The 20,483-nt window shown below is 73.6% G+C and carries 17 protein-coding genes and 1 riboswitch; of the genes, 7 read left to right on the top strand and 10 right to left on the bottom strand.

What is annotated here, in order from left to right; all coding sequences use genetic code 11:
• Nucleotides 1–5 precede the first annotated feature (5 nt).
• Nucleotides 6–392, bottom strand: coding sequence for a hypothetical protein (locus tag ACGF3C_RS23775; RefSeq protein ID WP_393225265.1), 387 nt, complete (start codon nt 390–392; stop codon nt 6–8).
• Between the two features lie 178 nt (nt 393–570).
• Here ACGF3C_RS23775 and ACGF3C_RS23770 point away from each other — a divergent pair, with 178 nt between their 5' ends.
• Entirely contained in the window at nt 571–5,241 is a 4,671-nt protein-coding gene (locus ACGF3C_RS23770) for a DEAD/DEAH box helicase (protein WP_393225262.1), read from the top strand.
• Between the two features lie 115 nt (nt 5,242–5,356).
• Here ACGF3C_RS23770 and ACGF3C_RS23765 read toward each other — a convergent pair whose 3' ends face one another.
• On the bottom strand, nt 5,357–5,911 hold the full coding sequence (locus ACGF3C_RS23765) for a hypothetical protein (RefSeq protein ID WP_355009530.1): 555 nt from the start codon (nt 5,909–5,911) through the stop codon (nt 5,357–5,359).
• A gap of 102 nt (nt 5,912–6,013) precedes the next feature.
• Between ACGF3C_RS23765 and ACGF3C_RS23760 the strand changes: the two genes are divergently transcribed.
• Both ACGF3C_RS23760 and ACGF3C_RS23755 read left to right on the top strand, forming a co-directional pair.
• Complete coding sequence (locus ACGF3C_RS23760) at nt 6,014–6,814, top strand: S-adenosyl-l-methionine hydroxide adenosyltransferase family protein (protein ID WP_393225259.1); 801 nt, start codon at nt 6,014–6,016, stop codon at nt 6,812–6,814.
• A 25-nt stretch (nt 6,815–6,839) separates the two neighbouring features.
• Nucleotides 6,840–7,082, top strand: a complete 243-nt coding sequence (locus ACGF3C_RS23755) for a CPCC family cysteine-rich protein (RefSeq protein WP_238671784.1) — start codon at nt 6,840–6,842, stop codon at nt 7,080–7,082.
• 33 nt (nt 7,083–7,115) lie between these two features.
• On the opposite strand, the gene ACGF3C_RS23750 is transcribed toward ACGF3C_RS23755, so the two are convergent.
• A complete protein-coding gene (locus ACGF3C_RS23750) occupies nt 7,116–8,375 on the bottom strand; it encodes a hypothetical protein (RefSeq protein ID WP_393225255.1) in 1,260 nt (419 codons plus the stop codon).
• A 109-nt stretch (nt 8,376–8,484) separates the two neighbouring features.
• Here ACGF3C_RS23750 and ACGF3C_RS23745 point away from each other — a divergent pair, with 109 nt between their 5' ends.
• Both ACGF3C_RS23745 and ACGF3C_RS23740 read left to right on the top strand, forming a co-directional pair.
• On the top strand, nt 8,485–9,294 hold the full coding sequence (locus ACGF3C_RS23745) for a DNA-formamidopyrimidine glycosylase family protein (RefSeq protein WP_393225252.1): 810 nt from the start codon (nt 8,485–8,487) through the stop codon (nt 9,292–9,294).
• 165 nt (nt 9,295–9,459) lie between these two features.
• The gene (locus tag ACGF3C_RS23740) at nt 9,460–13,071 is read left to right on the top strand and encodes a hypothetical protein (protein WP_393225249.1); all 3,612 of its coding nucleotides are present in this window, start codon (nt 9,460–9,462) and stop codon (nt 13,069–13,071) included.
• A gap of 102 nt (nt 13,072–13,173) precedes the next feature.
• Here ACGF3C_RS23740 and ACGF3C_RS23735 read toward each other — a convergent pair whose 3' ends face one another.
• From ACGF3C_RS23735 to ACGF3C_RS23705, 7 genes are all read right to left on the bottom strand, one after another.
• Entirely contained in the window at nt 13,174–13,959 is a 786-nt protein-coding gene (locus ACGF3C_RS23735) for a hypothetical protein (RefSeq protein WP_357232661.1), read from the bottom strand.
• Nucleotides 13,960–13,981: 22 nt separating this feature from the next.
• Nucleotides 13,982–14,854 carry a PspA/IM30 family protein gene (locus ACGF3C_RS23730; protein WP_357195212.1) on the bottom strand — a complete coding sequence of 291 codons (873 nt, stop codon included), beginning with the start codon at nt 14,852–14,854 and terminating at the stop codon, nt 13,982–13,984.
• A gap of 196 nt (nt 14,855–15,050) precedes the next feature.
• Nucleotides 15,051–15,485, bottom strand: a complete 435-nt coding sequence (locus ACGF3C_RS23725) for a helix-turn-helix transcriptional regulator (protein ID WP_357195216.1) — start codon at nt 15,483–15,485, stop codon at nt 15,051–15,053.
• A gap of 209 nt (nt 15,486–15,694) precedes the next feature.
• Nucleotides 15,695–16,204, bottom strand: a complete 510-nt coding sequence (locus tag ACGF3C_RS23720; protein WP_357232657.1) for a CinA family protein — start codon at nt 16,202–16,204, stop codon at nt 15,695–15,697.
• A 210-nt stretch (nt 16,205–16,414) separates the two neighbouring features.
• On the bottom strand, nt 16,415–17,005 hold the full coding sequence (gene pgsA, locus ACGF3C_RS23715) for a CDP-diacylglycerol--glycerol-3-phosphate 3-phosphatidyltransferase (protein ID WP_357232655.1): 591 nt from the start codon (nt 17,003–17,005) through the stop codon (nt 16,415–16,417).
• Between the two features lie 77 nt (nt 17,006–17,082).
• A complete protein-coding gene (gene rimO, locus ACGF3C_RS23710; protein ID WP_355009598.1) occupies nt 17,083–18,591 on the bottom strand; it encodes a 30S ribosomal protein S12 methylthiotransferase RimO in 1,509 nt (502 codons plus the stop codon).
• 79 nt (nt 18,592–18,670) lie between these two features.
• On the bottom strand, nt 18,671–19,594 hold the full coding sequence (locus ACGF3C_RS23705; protein ID WP_393225244.1) for an ornithine cyclodeaminase family protein: 924 nt from the start codon (nt 19,592–19,594) through the stop codon (nt 18,671–18,673).
• A 91-nt stretch (nt 19,595–19,685) separates the two neighbouring features.
• Nucleotides 19,686–19,756: riboswitch (guanidine-III (ykkC-III) riboswitch) on the top strand.
• A gap of 61 nt (nt 19,757–19,817) precedes the next feature.
• Here ACGF3C_RS23705 and ACGF3C_RS23700 point away from each other — a divergent pair.
• The gene (locus ACGF3C_RS23700; RefSeq protein WP_112586602.1) at nt 19,818–20,132 is read left to right on the top strand and encodes a multidrug efflux SMR transporter; all 315 of its coding nucleotides are present in this window, start codon (nt 19,818–19,820) and stop codon (nt 20,130–20,132) included.
• Between the two features lie 82 nt (nt 20,133–20,214).
• Entirely contained in the window at nt 20,215–20,460 is a 246-nt protein-coding gene (locus ACGF3C_RS23695) for a hypothetical protein (RefSeq protein ID WP_238659633.1), read from the top strand.
• The last annotated feature ends 23 nt before the right edge of the window (nt 20,461–20,483 follow it).

The raw sequence follows: 20,483 nt of genomic DNA, 5'->3' as shown, positions 1-20,483 counted from the left end.
GGTTGTCAGGTCAGGAGGGCGTCGTTGAGGGGTTGCGCGTCGTCGGGTGCGGGGCGGTCGCGGCGCAGCTCCGCCAGCAGGTCGGGGCGGCCGAGCTGGCGGGCGACCCGGTCGACCACCCGCTCGGCGGCGGTCAGCGACCGCACCGACAGCAGGCGGCCACGGCTCTCGCGGCGCAGCACGAAGTAGTGCACTGCCACGCGGACCTGACCACGGTCGGCGGCGCTGGCCTGGGCGGTGCAGAGGACCATCTGGCGTAGACAGTGGGCGAGGCGTTCGGCGAGCTCGAGCTCGGGGCCGTGCAGGCCGGCGCGGAGCGCGGCGAGGTGGCTGTCGACCTTGCGAATCAGCACGTCGGTGCCCGGTTCGACGGTGCGCTGCTCGCCGGCCATCACATCCCCTCACCCCGGTTCGCGTTGCGAGTGAAGTTACTTTATGTTGCTCCTTGGAAGCAAGCAGTTAAGTGAGACTTAACGTATTAAGCGCACCTTCCACGCTTTTTGCCTTTTGCTGGTTCATTCCGTCGTGAGGTCGCTCGTGCATGTCGGACCCGCGGGGCACGATGGACCGGTGACCGGGGCAGACGCAGACGCCGGCGCGGTGCTGGCCGGGTTCGGCCCGGCCACCCGCGCCTGGTTCGACAACGCCTTCGCCGCCCCGACCGCCGCGCAGACCGGCGCCTGGCGGTCGGTCGCCGCCGGCCGCAACGCGCTCGTCGTGGCGCCCACCGGCTCGGGCAAGACGCTCGCGGCCTTCCTCTGGTCACTGGACCGACTCGCCAGCGAGCCAGCACCGGCCGAGGCCCGCCAACGGTGCCGCGTGCTCTACGTCAGCCCGCTCAAGGCTCTCGCCGTCGACGTGGAGCGCAACCTGCGCGCTCCGCTGGCCGGCATCCGGCAGGCGGCCACCCGGTTGGGCGTCGCACCGCCCGACATCACCGTCGGCATGCGCACCGGCGACACGCCCGCCGACGAGCGACGCGCCTTCGCCCGCACCCCACCGGACATCCTCATCACCACGCCCGAGTCGCTGTTCCTGCTGCTCACCTCCGCGGCTCGCGACTCGCTGCGCGGCATCCAGACAGTGATCGTGGACGAGGTGCACGCGGTGGCCGGCAGCAAACGCGGCGCCCACCTCGCCCTCTCTCTCGAACGCCTCGACGAGCTGCTGCCCACCCCGGCGCAGCGCATCGGCCTCTCGGCCACCGTCCGGCCGATCGACGCCTGTGCGCAGTTCCTCGGCGGCGCCCGCCCGGTCGACGTGGTGCAGCCGGCCACCCCGAAGACCATCGAGGTCAGCGTCGAGGTCCCGGTGGAGGACATGACCCGCCTGGACGAGCAGGAGCAGCCACCGGAGGACGACCTCGGCGGCCCCGGGCCACGTCGAGCGTCGATCTGGCCGGCCGTGGAGGAACGGGTCTTCACCCTGATCGGGCAGCACCGCTCGACCATCGTCTTCACCAACTCCCGGCGCAGCGCCGAGCGCCTCTGCGCCCGGCTCAACGAGCTGGCCGCCGAGGCGGTGGCCGCGTCCGCGTCGGGCGAGGGCGCGATCGGCGTACCGGAGGGGTTGCCGACCGGCGACGACCCGGCGGGCGACGGTGACCCGACATCCGGCGCGCAGCGCTGGGGCGGTCCCGCCGGTCCGGTGCGCAACCGGCCGCCGGCCGAGGTGATGGCCCAGTCCGGCGCGGCCAGCGGCGCAGCGCCCGTGATCGCCCGCGCCCACCACGGCAGCGTCTCCCGGGAGGAGCGCAAGCACATCGAGGAAGCGCTCAAGTCCGGCCAGCTCCCGGCGGTGGTGGCCACCTCCAGCCTGGAGCTCGGCATCGACATGGGCGCCGTCGACCTGGTGGTGCAGATCGAGGCGCCGCCCAGCGTGGCTGCCGGTCTGCAACGGGTCGGCCGGGCCGGGCACCAGGTGGGCGCGGTCTCGCGGGGGGTGGTCTTCCCCAAGCACCGCGGCGACCTGCTCTCCTGCGCGGTGGTCGCCGAGCGGATGACCGCCGGCGCGATCGAGGAGCTGCACTACCCGCGCAACCCGTTGGACGTGCTGGCCCAGCAGATCGTGGCGATGGTGGCGCTGGAGCCGTGGGCGCTGGGCGACCTGGCCGTGCTGGTCCGCCGGGCCGCGCCCTTCGCCGAGCTGCCCGACTCGGCGCTGCACGCCGTGCTCGACATGCTCTCCGGCCGCTACCCGTCCACGGCGTTCGCCGAGCTGCGCCCCCGGCTCGTCTGGGACCGGGCCACCGATGTGCTCACCGGCCGCCAGGGGGCGCAACGCCTGGCGGTGACCAGCGGCGGAACCATCCCCGACCGGGGTCTGTTCGGGGTCTTCCTGGCCGGCGCCGAACGGGCCGCCCGCGTCGGCGAGCTGGACGAGGAGATGGTCTACGAGTCCCGGGTCGGCGACGTCTTCCTGCTTGGCTCGTCCTCCTGGCGGATCGAGGAGATCACTCCGGATCGGGTGCTGGTCTCGCCCGCCCCGGGGCAGGCCGCCCGCATGCCGTTCTGGAAGGGCGACCAGCTGGGCAGGCCGGTGGAGCTGGGTCGGGCGATCGGCGCCCGGGTCCGCACCCTGCTGCGCCAGACCGACGAGGCGGCAGTGGCCGCGCTGCGCGACGGTGGGCTGGACGACTGGGCCGCCGGCAACCTGATGGCCTACCTGCGCGAGCAGCGGGAGGCCACCCGCTCGCTGCCCGACGACCGCACGGTGGTGGTCGAGCGGTTCCGCGACGAGCTGGGTGACTGGCGGCTGGCCGTGCACAGCGTGCTCGGTGCCCGGGTCAACGGACCCTGGGCCCTCGCGGTGGGCCGCCGGCTGGCCGAGCGGTACGGGGTCGACGCCCAGGTGATGCCCTCCGACGACGGCATCGTGGTGCGTCTTCCGGACACCGCCGACGAGCCGCCCGGCGCCGACGTGGTGGTCTTCGAGCCCGACGAGATCGCCCAGCTCGTGGAGGAGTCGGTAGGCACCTCCGCCCTGTTCGCCGCCCGTTTCCGGGAGTGCGCCGCCCGGTCCCTGCTGCTGCCGCGCCGCGACCCGCGGCGCCGCCAACCGCTCTGGCAGCAACGGCAGCGGGCCGCGCAACTGCTCGACGTCGCTCGCGAGTACGCGGATTTCCCGGTCACCCTGGAGGCTGCCCGGGAGTGCCTCCAGGACGTCTTCGACCAGCCGGCGCTGGCCGGGTTGATGCGCGACCTGGCCACCCGCAAGGTGCGGCTGGTCGAGGTGGAGACCAGCGCGCCGTCGCCGTTCGCGCGGTCGCTGCTGTTCGGCTACGTCGGCGCGTTCCTCTACGAGGGTGACGCCCCGCTGGCCGAGCGCCGCGCCGCCGCACTCGCCCTCGACTCCACGCTCCTCGGCGAGCTGCTCGGCCGTGTCGACCTGCGGGAGTTGCTCGACCCGGCGGTGCTCACCGAGACCGACCGGCAACTGCGGTGGCTGACCGAGCAGCGCCGCCCCCGCGACGCCGAGGACGTCGTCGAGCTGCTGCGGGTGCTCGGTGACCTGAGCGACGCCGAGTTGACCGACCGGGGTGTGCCGGAGACGTGGCTGAGTGAGCTGGAGGCCACCCGCCGGGTGCTGCGGGTCCGGATCGCGGGCGAGCAGCGCTGGGTGGGTGTCGAGGACGCCGCCCGCCTGCGCGACGCCCTCGGCGTGGCGCTGCCGATGGGGGTGGCCGAGGCGTACCTCGCCCCGGTGGCCGATCCGCTTGGTGACCTGGTGGCCCGCTACGCCCGCACCCACGGGCCGTTCGCCGCGGCGAGCTGCGCGGCCCGGTTCGGGCTCGGGGTGTTCGTCGTCGAGCAGGCGCTGCGCCGGCTCGGCGCCACCGGGCGGGTGGTCTCCGGGGAGTTCACACCGGATTCGGCCGGCGCCCAGTGGTGCGACGCCGAGGTGCTGCGGATGCTGCGTCGCCGCTCGCTGGCGGCGCTGCGCCGGGAGATCGAGCCGGTGCCGCCCCGGGCCCTCGCCACGTTCCTGCCGCGCTGGCAGCAGGTCGGCTCGTCCGCACGAGGTGTGGAGGCGCTCGCCGCCACCGTGGAGCAGTTGCAGGGCACTGCGGTTCCGGCGTCAGCGCTGGAGCGGTTGGTACTGCCCGCCCGGGTGGCTGACTACTCCCCCGCCCAGTTGGACGAGTTGTGCGCCAGCGGGGAGGTGCTCTGGGCGGGGTCGGGCGCGATCTCCGGGGGCGACGGCTGGGTCACCCTGGCGTACGCGGACGCCGCACCGCTGCTGCTCCCGCCGCCCGACGAGGCGTTGACCCGTACCCCGCTGCACGACGCGGTGCTCGACGCGCTCGGCGACGGGCAGGCGCTCTTCTTCCGCCCGCTGGCCGACCGGGTCGGGTCGACCGACGATGCCGCGTTGACCGCTGTGATCTGGGACCTGGTCTGGGCGGGATACCTCAGCAACGACACCCTCGCCCCGCTGCGCGCGGTGCTCGGCGCCGGCGGCGCGCACCGCTCCCGGCCGTCCGCGCCCCGCACCCGTTACCGGCGGCCCGGTCGGGTGGCGCTGCCGACCCGGGGCGGCCCGCCGACGGTCGCCGGCCGCTGGTCGCGTCTTCCGGAGCGGGACCTCGACCCGACCCGACGGGCCGCCGCGCTCGCCGATCTGCTGCTGGAGCGGCACGGGGTGGTCACCCGGGGCGCGGTGATGGCCGAGCAGGTGGTCGGTGGGTTCTCGGCGGTCTACCCGGTGCTGTCGGCGCTGGAGGAGCGCGGCGCGGCCCGCCGGGGTTACTTCGTCGAAGGGCTCGGGGCGGCGCAGTTCGCCGTACCCGGTGCTGTGGACCGGCTGCGCGCGCTGGCCGAGCCGACCGACGGCGCCCGGGGTCGGGGCGCGGTGGCGACGGTGCTTGCCGCGACCGACCCGGCCAACCCGTACGGTGCGGCGCTGCCCTGGCCGGAACGGGTGATCGACTCCGGCGACGGCGCCACCCCGGCGACCGGGCACCGGGCCGGTCGCAAGGCGGGCGCCCTGGTGGTGCAGGTCGGCGGTGACCTCGTCCTCTACGTCGAACGCGGCGGCCGAACGCTGCTCTCCTTCACCGACGACACCGACGCGCTCGCCGCGGCCGGCAAGGCGCTCGCCGACGCCGTCCACTCGGGGGCGTTGGGCGCGATGTCGGTGGAGCGGGCCGACGGCGAGGCGGTGCACTCGTCGCCGCTGCGGGACGCGTTGACCGCCGCCGGCTTCCGGGCCACCCCCCGGGGCCTACGCCTGCGCGGCTGACCCGCCGAGGACCCGCCGAGGGCAATTCCGCAGAGAGCTTGATGTCTGTGAGTCATCACGATGACTCACAGACATCACTGTCAAAAGAACAACATGCTCCGGCCACGCTGGCGGCTCAACCCAGCCTGTCGAGGGCCTTCTCGTAGCCGGGGCGGTCGGCGGCCGGGGTCTTCGCCTCCAGGTAGTTCAACACCACCGCGCCGCGCCGGTACGACTGGCCACCCCACGTCTCAGCGATGTCACTGGCGCTGGTCTCGTCCGGAAAGACGTACACCGTTACGGCGTCGGTGGCGATCAGCTCGGAACAGCCAAGGCCGAGGCCGTCCGGCCCGCAGTCGACCGAACGGTCCTTCGGGTGCGGCACCTTCAGACCGGCGGCCCGGAAAGCGTCGACGACCTGCTTCGCGCCGGGCGCGCTGGCCGGGCGCTTGGGCAGCACCACCGGCGGCGGGCTGGCCGGCCGTCGCTGCGTCGTGCCCTGGGCGGCGGGGGGCGGGGTCGCGCCGTCGGCACTGGGTGCGGCCTGGGGCGTCGGCAGGCCGGTCGGGGCCGCCTCGGACGAGACGGACGGGGTCGCGGTCGGGTTGCCGTCGTCGTCACTGCCACAACCGGCGCTGAGGGCGACGGCGACCAGCAGGATTCCGACTGCGGGGAGGTTCCGAGTTGTCACCAGGGCAGTCTGCACAACGTCTTCCCGCGGCGGGAGGGGCCGGTCGGCCACTGCGCTGTCCCGTATCCGCCAGCGCAGCGCGGGTTCCACTAACCTGCGGGCATGTCCGCCGTGCCCTGGATCTCGCTGACCACCGACTACGGCCTCACCGACGGCTTCGTGGCCGCCTGCCACGGGGTCATCGCCCGGATCGCGCCGGCCGCACGGGTGATCGACGTGACCCACCTGGTGCCGCCGGCTGATGTCCGGCGCGGTGCTGCCGTACTGGCGCAGACCGTGTCGCACCTGCCGGTGGGAGTGCACGTGGCGGTGGTCGATCCGGGTGTGGGCACCGCACGGCGGGGGGTCGCGCTGGCCACCCCGGGCGGACTGCTGGTCGGACCGGACAACGGGTTGCTGCTGGACGCGGCCACCGCGCTCGGTGGGGTGACCGACGCGGTCGAGCTGACCGAGCCGCGCTGGCTGGCCGCCCAGGTGTCCGCCACGTTCCACGGCCGGGACGTCTTCGCACCGGCGGCGGCACGGCTGGCGCTCGGCGCACCGCTGGCCGAGGCGGGCCCACCTGTCGACCCCGCCGGGCTGGTGCGACTTCCGGCGCCGACGGTGTCCCGGGACGCCGAGGGCTTCACCGCCGAGGTGCTGACAGTGGACCACTTCGGCAACGTCCAACTTGCCGCGCCGGCCGAGTTGCTCGATCGGCTGCCGGCCACGCTGCGGGTGGGTCCGCCGGGCCCGACGCCGGCCCTCGCTGCGGTGCACGGGCGCACCTTCGGCGACGCCCCGGCCGGAGGCCTGGTGGCTTACGTCGACTCGGCCGGTCTGGTGGCGGTCGCGGTCAACGGCGGGCGGGCCGCGGACCTCCTCGCCGCCTTCCCGGGGGACCTCCTGCGGGTATCGGGCTGATGTTCGACTGTGGAATGCTTCTCCGGTGGGTGAGCATGTGGTTCCTGTGGGCTGTCCCTGCTGTGCATCCCGAACCGGCGGGGGGACCTGCCCCGTCTGTTTCTGGACCGACGACGGCCAGACCGACGCCGACGCCGATGCCGTCCGGGGCGGCCCCAACGGCGACCTGAGCCTGACGCACGCCCGCCTCAACTACGCCGTCTACGGTGCCAGCCACCCGCGCTACCAGGACATGGTGCGCACGGCTCGCCCCGACGAGCGCCCCTGACGTCGACGGAACGCCCGGCGGGGTGAGCGTGGCTCAGCAGACCGGCACGCTGCCGCCGTACACGCTGGAGATGTACGCGTGGCTGACGTACTGGCCACTGGCCAGACGGTTCCAGCGGGTGGTGGTCCGGTAGGGGCCGGCGACCGACTGACCGGTGACGTAGCACTGGATCGGCACGTGGGCCAGCCGGGCGGCGAGGCCTCGCGTCGCGTACGACGTGCTGGCCCCGGTGCGGATGTTGAGCGGCCCGTCACCGACCACACCGCGCGGACCCCCTCCGGTCCACAGGTACGCGACGTCCACCCAGGAGTTGGTGGTCAGTCGCAACCCGTCCCAGAACGTCCCGTCGGCCAGGTCGATGCCGGCCGGGTTGAGCACGGTCCGCCCGAACTGGTCCCGTCCGCCGTTGTAGCCGGACTGGTACGCGGCCTGCGCCTCGGGCCGGCCCTGCGGCAGGTTCTTCCAGTTCTCCCGGACCGACGAGGGATTCCAGTAGTCGTCGCGGGTGTTCCACGGCCCGACGTCCCAGACCGGGGCGTACTCGCATCGGGAGCCGCTGGTGGTGCAGACCCGCACTGTGTAGTCGCCGGTGTTCAACGGTGAGAGCCCTCGCCGCGACGGCAGCGCCGCGAAGTGGTCCCGGGGTTGCACGGTACGGCCGTTGGCGGTCAGCTCACCGACCAGCCCGATGCGGGTGGCGTACACCCGGTAGGTGCGGCCGGGCGTGGCGGCGGAGACTGCGGCGTTCGCGTCGGCGGTGAGCCGCACGCCCCGTACCGTCGCCGTGGCGCCGCCGTCGGGGGCGGTGAGCACCACCCGGGTCTGCACCCTGGTGACCGGCCGGTCGAAGACCGCGCCGGTGGTGGCCGCCCGCCACTCCGTCCAGCCGGCAGCCCGCCAGCCGCGAACCTGCGCCTCCACTGTCGCCCCTGCCGGAACTGCGGCGTTGATCTCAGCGCGGACCCGGGTGGCCGGCCGGGCGAGGGTGCGGGGAGCGGTCACCAGCATCCCCTCGGCGACCGCGCTGTGCGGGCTGCGGGCGCCGCGCCCGTTGGACCGGGCCTCCCGCAGGCGGAGGCCGGCGGCGCTACGCCGGACGTTGACATCGTCGCGGTCGACGATGGTGAGGTCGACGCTCCACCGTTCGTCGCCGGGCGCGGCGGCGACGAGAGTGATCGGAGCGCCGCCGGGTGCGGCCGGGGCAGGGCCGCCGGGCAGCAGCGCTGCGGCGAGCAGGAGTGCGAGGGTGGCGATGAGGGCGACGGATGGGATACGACAAGAGGGTCGCGTCATGGGCATTCTCCTCAGAACCCCCTGACCTTCGCATGTCGGTAGATCATGAGGAACCTGAGTACAAATAGCGACACATGCGAATCTTGCTCGAAAGAGGGAGGATGGCAGGGTGCCCGAAGGCGACACCGTCTGGAACACCGCGCGCGTGCTGCAGCGTGCGCTGGCCGGCGCGCGGATCACCGGCAGTGACTTCCGGGTGCCGCAGCTGGCGACCACGGACCTGACCGACTGGACCGTCCGCGAGTCGGCCAGCCGGGGCAAACTCCTGCTGCTGCGGCTCGACGCCCCGACCGGGGAGCACTGGACCCTGCACTCCCACCTGCGGATGGACGGCGCCTGGCGGGCGTACGCCCCGGGGGAACGCTGGAGCGGACGGCCCGCGCACCTGATCCGGGTGGTGCTGCGTAGCCCTGGCGCTGTCGCGGTCGGCTACCACCTGCACGACCTGACCCTGGTGCCGACCGCCGACGAGGGCCACCTGGTCGGCCACCTCGGCCCCGACCTGCTCGGCGCCGACTGGGACCCGGCCGAGGCGGTCCGTCGGCTCGCCGACCACCCGGAGCAGACCATCGGCGAGGCGCTGCTCGACCAGCGCAACCTGGCCGGTGTGGGAAACCTCTACAAGTGCGAGGTGCTGTTCCTGCGGGGCGTGTCACCGTGGACCCCGGTCGAGAAAGTGCCCGACCTGCCGGGCCTGGTGGCCCTCTCCCAGCGGCTGCTCGCCGCCAACCGGGGCCGATGGACGCAGAGCAGCACCGGCTCACTGCACCGGGGGCAGACCAGCTACGTGTACGGCCGCCGCGCCCAGCCCTGCCGCCGCTGCGGCACCGCCATCCGCAAGGAGGAGCTCGGCGAACGGGTCACCTACTGGTGCCCGGTCTGTCAGCCCGAACTCCCGCGCCCCTCGTCATCCGGCTGACCAGGCTCTCGCCAGACGGGATCCACGGCAGAAACGGACGATTGGGTAATTCCTAACCGGCCGCCAGAGTCGCATGCTGCGTTTGAGCGCTCACCGACCGTCAGCAGAGTGCCGAGGTCCCCCACGCCGGGGTGGCGGACCTCGCGCCCCGAACCGGGGAGAGTCATGGCGATGTTCCGCAGACTCCGCTCCACCTTCTTCGAGCGGACCACCCGCGACACCGACACCGACAGCCGGGCCGCGTCCGTGCCGACTCCGCGTACCGCCGACGAGGCCGTCGTCACGCCGAGCCTGGACCCGGCCGTCGTGCCCCGCTACTTCGGCCCGGTGCCGAACTTCGCCCACAGCCCCCGCCCGACCCGGGGCCCCGACGAGCAGGTGGTGGCCGGGACCGGGCTGCGCAAGTTCGTCGACCCACTGCCCGTCCCGGGCCAGCCCGGCCGCGGCGAGCTCGGCAGCCACCTGCCGGTGGCGGTGCCGGACACCATCAGCTATCCGGGCTGCGACTACTACGAAATCGGCCTGCAGGAGTACGCCCAGCGGCTGCACCGGGACCTGCCGGTCACCCGGCTGCGCGGCTACCGGCAACTCAACCTTGGCACCGACCCGGCCGGACACAACACGGTGGCGCCTCCGGAGCGGCCCTGGCACCTCGGGCCGATGATCCGCGCCCGTCGGGGTCGACCGGTCCGGGTGAAGTTCATCAACCAGCTCCCCACCGGCCGGTCCGGCGAGCTGTTCCTGCCGGTCGACGACACCGTCGAGGGAGCCGGCCTGGGCCCACTGGACGGCCCGGCGCCGTACCCACAGAACCGGGCCGTGCTGCACCTGGCCGGGGCGCAGACCGGCTGGACCAGCGCGGGCAACCCGGGGCAGTGGATCACCCCGGCCGGGGAGATCACCCCGTACCCGACCGGGCCCGGCCTGGCCCACGTGCCGGACATGCCGGCGCCCGGCACCGGGGCCACCACGCTCTACTTCCCGAACGAGCAGAGCGGCCGGCTGCTGTGGTTCCACGACAACACCCTCGGCCTGGCCCGACTCACCGTCTACGGCGGACAGCTCGCGCTCTACCTGATCACCGACCCGGCCGAGGACCAGCTCGTCGCCGACGCGGTACTGCCGGCCGACCAGGTGCCGCTGGTGATCGAGGACAAGACGTTCGTTCCGGACGACACCCAACTCGCCGCCGAGGACCCGACCTGGGACCGGGAACGCTGGGGCGCCCGGGGAAGCCTCTGGCACCCGCACGTCTACCAACCCCGGCAGAACCCGTACCGGTCCGGCGGACGCAACGCCACCGGCCGATGGGACTACGGACCCTGGTCCCGCAATCCCGCCTCCGGCGAGGCCCCCGCCGACGGTTGGGTGCCGAACCCGCACCACGACCCGGTCGGCGCGCCGGACGAGCCGCCGTCGAGCCCCGGCGTACCGCACCCGTCGGCGGTGCCCGAGGCGTACGGCGACACCCCGCTCGTCAACGGCGTCGCCTACCCGTACCTGGAGGTGCGGCCACGCGCGTACCGGTTCCGGATCCTCAATGCCTGCCTGGACCGCAGCCTCAACCTTCAGCTCTACCGCGCCTGCTCCGACGCGGCGATGTGGACGGCCGACGGGGCGCTCGCCGACCCCGACGCCGGTGAGGTGCCGATGGTGCCAGCCGCGCGGGCGGCGGACCGTCCGGCGGGGTGGCCCACCGACGGACGCGACGGCGGTGTGCCGGATCCGCGCGCCGCCGGCCCGGAGTTCATCCAGATCGGCAACGAGGCCGGCCTCCTGCCGGCGCCGGTGGTGCTGCCGAACCAACCGATCGGCTACCGCTACGACCGGCTCGACCCGACCGTGCTGAACGTCGACGGACACACCCTGCTGCTCGCCCCGGGCGAACGGGCCGACGTGCTCGTCGATTTCACCGCCGTGCCACCGGGTAGCACGCTGATCCTCTACAACGACGCTCCGGCCCCACTGCCCGGCTTCGACAGCCGCTACGACCAGCACACCGATGCCCCGGACCGCAGCGCCGAGGGCGGCCCGCCCTCGACCGAACCGGGGTACGGCCCGAACACCCGCACCCTGCTCCAGTTCCGGGTCACCGGGACGCCCGAGCCGCCGTACGACCTGAGCCGGCTGCGCGAACGGCTGCCCCTGGCGTACGCGGCCAGCCAACGCCCGCCGATCGTCCCGCAGCCGGCGTACGACCCGGCGTTCGGCACCCGGACACCGGCGCAGACGACGGTGCCGGTGCACGCCTCCACTGTGACGTTCACGCCGACGGCCGGCACCGGCCCGGTGACCCTGCCGATCGCGGTGAAAGCCGCGCAGCAGATCTTCGAGCCGGACCACGGCCGGTCGGCGGGCCGGCTCGGCGTCGGGCACCCCCACGCCGGGCCGCTCAACCCGACGACGCTGCCGCTCGGTACGACCGACCCGGCCACCGAGGTGCTTTTCGCCACCGACCCCGCCGTGCCGGTGGGCTCCCCCACCGACGGCACGCAGCTCTGGCGGATCAGCGGCAACGTCCGGCAGACCGAGCCGTTGCACGTCGCTGGCTGCGACGTGCAGGTGATCAACCGGGTTGGCTGGGACGGCACGCTGCGACTCCCGCACGGCACGGAGCTGGGCTGGAAGGGGGTCATCCGGGTCAACCCCCGGGAGGACGTGGTGGTGGCGCTGCGCCCGGTCGCGCCGGTGCTGCCGTTCAAACTGGGAGACAGCGTCCGGCTGCTCGACCCCTGTCGTCCGGCCGGAGCGCGGACCGGGTCGACGCCGATCAGTCCGATCGACGGGCGACCGGCCACCGTGGTCAACCAACTGGTCAACCTGGGCTGGGAGTACCGCTGGCACAGTCAACTCGCCGGCCACCGCGACGGCGGGATGAGCCGGCCGCTGGTGCTGCGGGTGGCGCCGAAGGCGCCGACCGGGCTGACCGCCACACCGGTGTCCGGCTCGGCCACCGCGCTACCCGCGATCGCGCTGGCCTGGACCAGCAACGGCGGGCGTCCGCCCGCCACCAGCCACCTGCTGCAACGGGCCACCGACGCGACCTTCGGCGGCGAGGTCACCACGATCACCGTCGCGGCCGCCGCCACCCGCTACACGGACGCGACAGTCACCCCCGGGGTGACCTACCACTACCGGATCCGGGCGGAGAACGCGGTCAGCTACTCGTCCTGGTCGAACGGGGTACCCGCCTCGGTGCACCTGGCCGCGCCGAGCGGTCTGGCCGCGGCGCTCCCGCCGGCCGCCCCGCTGCGGGTGGCGCTGCGCTGGACGAACCGCTCGTTCGCCACCGGCATCGACGTGCAGCGGGCCACCAACCCGACGTTCACCAGCGGCCCGGGCACCACGGCGATCGGGGTCGGCGACAACCACCTGGACGCGACAGTGGCACCGGACACCACGTACTACTACCGGGTGCGCACCACCTACCTGGGCTCCGCCTCCGCGTGGTCGACGGTCGCAACGGTGACCTCGCCGCCCGCGCCGGGAACCCCCACCGGGGTGAGCGCCACCGCCAGCGCACCGGGGCCGGACACCGCGACGGTGATCCTGGCCTGGGAGGCGAGCACACCCGGCGGCCCCGGGTCCGGGTTCATCGTGCAGCGGGCACTCGACCCGGCCTTCGAGCAGGAGACGGCCACCTTCACGGTGACCGGCCGCGGTTTCACCAACACGGGGTTGGCCCGGGGCGTCGCGTACCACTACCGGATCCGGTCGTTCAACGTCGTTGGCACCTCGCCGTACACCGGACCGGTCCTGGTGACGACACCACAGTGACCGGCCCGGGGTCCGCCCGCCGTCTCGGGCGTGCGCCGTCAGCGCGCTGCCTCGCGGAGCGCGTGCGCCGTCAGCGCGCTGTCTCGCGGAGCGCGTGCGCCGTCAGCGCGTCGGCGCGCGCAGCGGGGTGCCGACGGCCCGCAGCTCGGCGAGCGCCCCGGCGACCCCGTGCAGCAGGTCGGTCGCCTCGGTGAGCCGGTCGGCGGCCGGATGGGCGGTCTCCGGTCGGGAGTCCTCGGCCAGGTAGCCGGCGGCGGCGACCACCAGCCGTTCGTACGCCGCCACCCCGCCCTCCAGTTGAGCGGTCAGCGCGGCGTGCGCCTCGGCCAGCGGTGGTCGGGCGTCGGCCGGGGCCAGCCGTAGCGCGCGTTCGACGCTGGCCACCCGAGCGGCCAGGTCGCGCAGCGAGCGGTCGGCGGTGGCAGCCTCCAGCACCGCCGGCTCGGCCAGCCCGGTGAGTCGGGGGGCCATTCCGGCCAGGGTGAGCGCCGCCCGGTCCAGTCGGGCCCACTGCTCTCCGGCGCTGGTGCCGCGCAGCGCGATCCGGGAGCGGACCCGGCGCACCTCGGCCAGTACGCCCGGGCCGACCGGCAGCCGCTCGACGGCGGCGATCAGTCGGGCCCGCGACCGTGCCGCCGCCTCGGCCGGGTCGAGCGCTGGGGGCGCCGGCTGGGCGGCCAGGGCGCGCACGTCGATCCAGCGCCAGGCGGCGAGCGCCACAGCGCTGCCCGCGGCGCCGGCCCAGGCCGCGTCGGGCAGACCAAGGCCGGCGTACGGAGTCAGCACCACCGCCGCGCCGCCGAGCCCACCGGCCAGCACGCTCCACCGTCGGGCCGACCGGCGAAGCCGACCCAGCCTCCGGAAGTACCGGGTCCGCTCGTCTGCCACAGTGCCCCCTCGATCCGGTCGTTCAGCCGGCGGCGGTCGGGTCGCCGGTGCCCCGCTCGCGAGCCATGCTGGCGCGCAGCTCGTCCAGCCGGGCGGCGGCCGTCGGGTCGTTGGCCGGGCCGGTCTTCTCGGCCTGCGGGACGGCCGGTCGCTGGGCCGTGCCGCCGAGCTGCTCCCCCGCCATGCTGGACCGGATCTGCTCCAGCCGGGCGGAGCCGGCCGAGTCGATCGTGGCCTTCTGAATTTCCAACATACGGCCCTCGACGGAGTTGCCGGCCAGTTCGGCGCGACCCATCGCGTTGGCGTACCGCCGCTCGATGCGGTCGCGCACCTCGTCCAGCGACGGGGTGGTGCCCGGCGCGGTCAGCGACGACATCGACTCCAACGAGCGGGCCACCGTCTCCTGCATCTTGGCCTGCTCCAGCTGGCTGAGCAGCTTGGTGCGCTCGGCGAGCTTCTGCTGGAGGATCATCGAGTTGTTCTCGACCGCTCGGCGGGCCTGGGCGGCGGCGCCCAGCGCCTGGTCGTGCAGCGTCTTCAGGTCCTCGGTGGCCTGCTCGGCGGAGACGAGCTGGCTGGCCAGCGTCTGCGCGGACTGCTCGAACCGCACCGCCTCGGCCTCGTCGCCCTTGGCCCGGGCCTGGTCGGAGAGCACCAGGGCCTGGCGGGCGTTGCCCTGCAACCGCTCGACCTCGGTCATCTGCCGAGACAGCTTCATCTCCAGCTGACGCTGGTTGCCGATCACCGCTGCAGCCTGCTGAACCAGCGCCTGGTGCTGCCGCTGGGCATCCTCGATGGCCTGCTGGATCTGCACCTTGGGATCGGCGTGCTCGTCGATCTTCGCACCGAAGAGTGCCATCAGGTAGTTCCAACCCTTGACGAACGGGTTCGCCATCTCCGCGGTATCCCCTCAGTAGCGTCGCTCCACCACCGCCGGCCGGCTGAACCGACCGACCGTTACCGGCCGGTCTCCATCGTCCCAGCCGAACGCCAATGAGGCATCCGTACCGGGCGGTCGACAGCACCGGCGGCTCCTGCGAGCAACCCTACGCGGCCGGGGCCAGCCCGCCCATGGTCAACAAATTCGCGGCTCAGGCCGCGCAGACCACGTCCCGGTCGCGCTCGGTCGGGCGGACCCGGGTGCTGCGCAGGGTGGCCTTGAGCGGCGAGTCCTGGCGGACCGAGACGGCGACCTTGCCGTCGGAGGTGACCTGACGGACACCCCGACTGGTGCTCTTGGCCGCGGCTTCGGCCGGCTCGTCCGGCATCGAGACGAGCACCCCGGGCATCTGCTCGGCGAGCGCCACGGTGTCGCTCACCTCACGCAGCAGTTCGGAGAGGCGGGCACCGAGGGCGTCGCAGATCGCGGCGAGCAGCTCGCTCGACGGCTCCTTGTGCCCGCGCTCGATCTCGGAGAGGTAGCCGAGGCTGACGTTGGCGGCGGTGGAGACCTCACGCAGCGTGCGCTGCTGGCCCTGCCGGCGCGCTCGCAGTGCGTCACCGATCACCCGGCGTAGCAGGATCATCGCACCTCCCCCTGAGGGATACCTCGCGCCCGCCGCTGGGCGGCCGGCTGCGGCGGACCGCGCCGACCCCGAACGTCGGAGCCTTCCCGCAACCGTACCCGTTGCGGGCCCGGGCGACATCCCGCCCCGCCCGTCGGTTCGTCGGGACGGGCCCGCCGCCGCCCGTGTGACGTCGGCTCGGGTGGCTCTGACCGTTTCGGCCCTGGCGGTCACGAGGTTGCGGCGGCCAGCCGCTCGGAGAGCAACCGCAGCGCCTCGACCACCGCCTCCGCTCGGACGTGGTCCCGCCCGCCGCCCAGGTCGAGCTGGCGGACCTGGCTGCCGTCCGGTCCGGCGACCGCGACGTAGACCAGGCCCACGGGTTTCCCGTCCTGCGGCTCCGGGCCGGCGACCCCGGTCGTGGCCAGCCCCCAGTCCGCGCCGCACCGCTGCCGGCCGCCCTCGGCGAGCGCGACCGCCACGTCCGGGTCCACCGGCCCCCGGTCGGACAACAGATCAGCCGGTACGCCAGCCAGCGTCGCCTTCAACTCGGTGGCGTAGACCACGAGACCGCCCCGGTAGACCCCGCTGACCCCGGCGATGTTCACGATCGAAGCGGCGAGCGACCCACCGGTGAGCGATTCGACGGTGGCCAGGGTTTCGTGCCGCTCGGCCAGCCGGTGCACGACCCCCGCCGCCGCACTGCCCACCTCAGCCGAACCCACCTCAGCACCGGTCACGTCAGCACCAGTCACCCCGGAACCACCCGCCCCAGCGCTGTCCTCCGACACTCAAACCCCCGCCCCGGTCGCAGAAAACCAGCCCTTCCCCACCCACAGGCCCCCAACCATCGCCCCCACTTCGCGTTGATCATGAAGTTAGCGTCACGACACGCCGTGCCGACTGACAACAACTTCATGATCAACGGCGGGAGAGCCCGGCCGGGGCTGTCAGCGGGGGCGGCGGAGGCGGAGGGCCTGCGCTACGTAGTCGAAGCCGGTGGCGACCGTGACCAGGACGGCGGCGGCCATGATCCAGGGGCCGACGGCGGCGAGCGCGGCCGGCATCGGCCAGAGGTACCAGGCGATGGCGAGGATCTGGAGCGCGGTCTTGACCTTGCCACCTCGGCTGGCGGCGATGACGCCGTGCCGGATCACCCAGAACCGCAGGCCGGTGATGCCGAGCTCGCGAACGAGAATCAGCGCCGTCACCCACCAGGGCAGTTGGTCGTACCAGGAGAGCAGCACCAGCGCCGCGCCGGTCAGCGCCTTGTCGGCGATCGGGTCGGCCACCTTGCCCACCGAGGTGACCAGCCCGAAGCGGCGGGCGATCCAGCCGTCCACCAGGTCGGTCGCCGAGGCCACCGCGAAGATCAGGCAGGCCGCCATCCGCCAACCGGCGTGGGTCATCCCGGACACGATCACCGAGGCGGCGAAGACCGGCACCAGCAGCAGCCGCAGGGCGGTCAACGCGTTCGCCGCGTTGACGACGGGCACCACGGCCACCACCCGGCCCGGCGTCGACTCCGTCGCCCCGGTCACCGCCGCACTCCGCTCGGGCCGCCGTGGCGTTCCCGGCACCGCACCACCTGGGTCCCCCGCTCCGCTCGGGCCCGCCGTCACCGTGCCGCGCCGGGCGCCGCCGAGATCATCTCATCCGGCACAGCGAGCAGGTCCACCCCTTCGGTGCCGGTCACCGTTGCGCGTACCAGATCGCCCGGGCGCAGCGCGGCCAGGTCGACCCCGCCCTCGACCGGGGCGACGAGGGTGGTGGAACCGTCCACCTCCGGCGCCTGGTGGGCCGCCCGGCCCTCCACCACGCCGTCCTCGATCGAGTCGACAAGCACCTCGACGGTCGAGCCGAGCCGGTCCTCGGCCCGCTGCGAGCAGAGCTCGTCGGCGAGGGCGCTGAGCCGGTCGTAGCGCCGCTTGATCGTCGCGGCGGAGACCTTGCCGGGCAGGCCGGCCGCCTCGGTGCCGTCCTCGTCGCTGTAGTCGAACATGCCGATCGCGTCGAGCCGGGCCTCGGTCAGGAACCGGACCAGCTCGTCGACGTCGCCGCGGGTCTCGCCGGGGAAACCGACGATGAAGTTGCTCCGGGCGCCAGCGTCCGGAGCCAGGGCGCGGGCACTCGCCAGCAGCTCCAGGAACCGGTCGGTGGAGCCGAAACGCCGCATCCGGCGCAGCACCGGCTCGCTGGAGTGCTGGAACGACAGGTCGAAGTACGGTGCCACGCCCGGGGTGGTGGCGATCGCCTCGACCAGCCCGGGCCGGGTCTCGGCCGGCTGAAGGTAGCTGGCCCGCACCCGGACGATGCCGGTCACCGCGGCGAGCTGGGGCAGCAGCTTCTCCAGGGCGCGCGGGTCACCCAGGTCCTTGCCGTACGAGGTGGAGTTCTCGCTGACCAGCACCAGCTCCCGTACGCCGGTCTTGGCCAGCCACTCCGCCTCGGCGAGCAGCTCGTCGGGCGTACGCGAGACGAAGGCCCCCCGGAAGGCCGGGATGGCACAGAACGCGCAGCGGCGGTCGCAGCCGCTGGCCAGCTTCAGCGAGGCCACCGGACCGGTGTCGAGACGTCGACGCAGCACCTGACGCAGGTGTGCCGGGGTGTGCTCGTCGGTGTCGACGACGGTGCGGGTCACCGTGCCGTGGCCGGGAAGCGACACCCCGCTGTCGCGGCGCTGCACCGGGGTCAGCGGCAGCAGCTCGCGCCGGTCCCGTGGGGTGTGCGCGCTGATCTGCTCGCCGGCGACGACGGCGTTCAGCCGGGCGGCGATGTCGGGGTAGTCGTCGAAGCTCAGCACCGCCTGGGCCTCGGGCAGGCTGTCGGCCAACTCACGGCCGTACCGCTCGGCCATGCAGCCTGCGGCGACCACCTTGGCGCCCGTTCCGGCGGCGGCGAGCAGGGTCTGGATCGAGTCCTGCTTGGCCTTCTCCACGAAGCCGCAGGTGTTGACGACCACCACGTCGGCGCCCTCGCCGTCGGTGGTCACCTGCCAGCCGTCGGCGTGCAGGCGGGCGGCCAGCTCCTCGGAGTCGACCTCGTTGCGGGCACAGCCCAGGGTCAGCAGGGCGACGCGACGGCCGTCGGCGTGGTCAGCGGGAGAAGGAGAGGTGGCAGACACCATCCGAGGGTACCGGGCCGGCCGGGTGAGCCCACGCACGCGGGCTGCGGAGACGGTCGACACGGAGGAGAACGTCATTCCGTCAGCGCGCCTCGGCGCCAACCCGGGTCAGCGCGTCGAGCAGGAACACCTCGGTGCCGGCGAGGCCGGTGCAACAGAAGACGGAGATCTGGTCCGCTGTGGTTCGGCCGGGGACCGCGCCGGCCAGGATGCCGCCCAGGTCGCGCAACCTCCCGGAGTACGGGGGTGTGGCCGCGAGCATCGGCGGCTGGTAGTCCGCCGCCTGGGCCGGTGAATCGGTGACCAGCAGCTCGGCGGTGTCCAGCAGGTCGGTGCCGAACTCGCTGCGGTCACGCTGCTTGAAACCGACAGCGTTGACGTGCGTGCCGGGGCTGAGGTCGGCGGCGCAGAGCACCGGGGTCGGGCTGGTGGTCGCCAGCACCACCAGGTCCCGCCCGGTGACGGCCGAGCCCGGATCTGCCACCGCACGGGCCGGCACGCCCAGTTCGACACGGACCCGGGCGGCGAAGGCCTCCCGGCGAGCTGCGGAGCGGCTGTGCACCACCACCTCGCGCAACGGGCGGACCGCGGCGGCGGCCCAGACCTGGGTCCACGCCTGCCGACCGGAGCCGATCACCCCGAGGGTGGCGGCGTCGGGACGGGCCAGCGCGTCGACCGCGAGACCCCCCAACCCTCCGGTACGACGGGAGCCCAACTCCTCGCCCACCGCTACCGCCCGGATCGCCCCGGTCCGGGCGTCGTGCAGCACCACCAACTGCTCGCCCTGCGGGTGACCGAAGGTGTCGTAGGAGCGGAAGCCGTACCACTCGCCGACCAGGTGCCCGGCGGTGAGCACCATCCGCCCGCCGCTCAGCGGTACGGCGGCCCGCGGCGGCGCGATCAGGCGTCCCTCGTACGCGGCCAGGAGGGCGGAGCGCATGGCGGCGACCGTTGTGGCGGCGTCCAGCGCGGCGGCGACCTCGGGGTCGGCGTAGAGCATGGTCATGGTGGCGATACTGCAAGTTGAAGTCAGGTAGAGGTCAACGGATCGTGGTGGCGATCACCGCCCCGCCACCGGGGTCGGTGCTAGCGTCGGCACCGGCGGCCGGAGCTCGTGGCCGCTCCGGACGAGTGGTGGGCGTACCCGGTCAGGCCAAGACGCCCCGCGTGACGTGCAGACTCGACTCGTCCCGGCGCGGCAGCACCGGGCGCTTCCGGTGAGGTGAACGATGGCCTGGCTCGTACTGGTGATCTCGGGACTGTTGGAGACGGCCTGGGCGATCGCCCTGGACCGCAGCGCCGGCTTCAGCCGGCTGGTCCCGTCGGTGGTGTTCGTGGTGACCCTGCTGCTGAGCATGGCCGGGCTGTCGTACGCGCTCCGGGACATCCCCGTCGGCACCGGCTACGCGGTCTGGGTCGGCATCGGCGCGGTCGGCACCGCGCTGGTCGGGATGCTGGCGCTCGGCGAGTCGGCGAGCCTGCCCCGGATCCTCTGTCTCCTCCTGGTGGTCGCCGGCGTGATCGGTCTCAAGATCTTCCACTGAGGTGCCTCGCAGGCAGGCGTGATGGGCGCCCACAGTGGGTAATGATCGATTCGTCACGACAGGCTCTCACCCGGAGGAAGACATGGCCGACATGCCGAGCACCGCCCGTCCCCGCAGCAACGCCGCCCGCATCCTCACCATCGTGGGCTTCGTCTTCGCGGTCCTGGCCCTGCTGCTCAACCCGATCATCTTCGGCGTGCTCGGCGTCATCGCGGGCGTCGTCGGCGCGGTTCTCGGCGACAAGCCGCTGGGTTGGTACGCCGCCGCGGCGAGCGTCGTCGCCGCGATCATCAGCCTGGTGATCATCGGCGCTCTGATCAACAACTGACCACTCTCCTGTCGCGGGCCCGC

This window comes from Micromonospora sp. NPDC047762, assembly GCF_043204655.1.
Classification (GTDB): Bacteria; Actinomycetota; Actinomycetes; order Mycobacteriales; family Micromonosporaceae; genus Micromonospora.
The sequence above is the reverse complement of the archived record's forward strand: the minus strand, read 5'-3'. Positions and strand labels throughout refer to the sequence as shown.

Coding starts and splice junctions, on each gene's coding strand:
- ACGF3C_RS23695 (WP_238659633.1), top strand. CDS start 20,215: ATGGCCGACATGCCGAGCACCGCCCGTCCCCGCAGCAACGCCGCCCGC.
- ACGF3C_RS23730 (WP_357195212.1), bottom strand. CDS start 14,854: ATGGCGAACCCGTTCGTCAAGGGTTGGAACTACCTGATGGCACTCTTC.
- ACGF3C_RS23705 (WP_393225244.1), bottom strand. CDS start 19,594: ATGACCATGCTCTACGCCGACCCCGAGGTCGCCGCCGCGCTGGACGCC.
- ACGF3C_RS23775 (WP_393225265.1), bottom strand. CDS start 392: ATGGCCGGCGAGCAGCGCACCGTCGAACCGGGCACCGACGTGCTGATT.
- ACGF3C_RS23725 (WP_357195216.1), bottom strand. CDS start 15,485: ATGATCCTGCTACGCCGGGTGATCGGTGACGCACTGCGAGCGCGCCGG.
- rimO (WP_355009598.1), bottom strand. CDS start 18,591: ATGGTGTCTGCCACCTCTCCTTCTCCCGCTGACCACGCCGACGGCCGT.
- ACGF3C_RS23750 (WP_393225255.1), bottom strand. CDS start 8,375: ATGACGCGACCCTCTTGTCGTATCCCATCCGTCGCCCTCATCGCCACC.
- ACGF3C_RS23760 (WP_393225259.1), top strand. CDS start 6,014: ATGTCCGCCGTGCCCTGGATCTCGCTGACCACCGACTACGGCCTCACC.
- ACGF3C_RS23740 (WP_393225249.1), top strand. CDS start 9,460: ATGGCGATGTTCCGCAGACTCCGCTCCACCTTCTTCGAGCGGACCACC.
- ACGF3C_RS23700 (WP_112586602.1), top strand. CDS start 19,818: ATGGCCTGGCTCGTACTGGTGATCTCGGGACTGTTGGAGACGGCCTGG.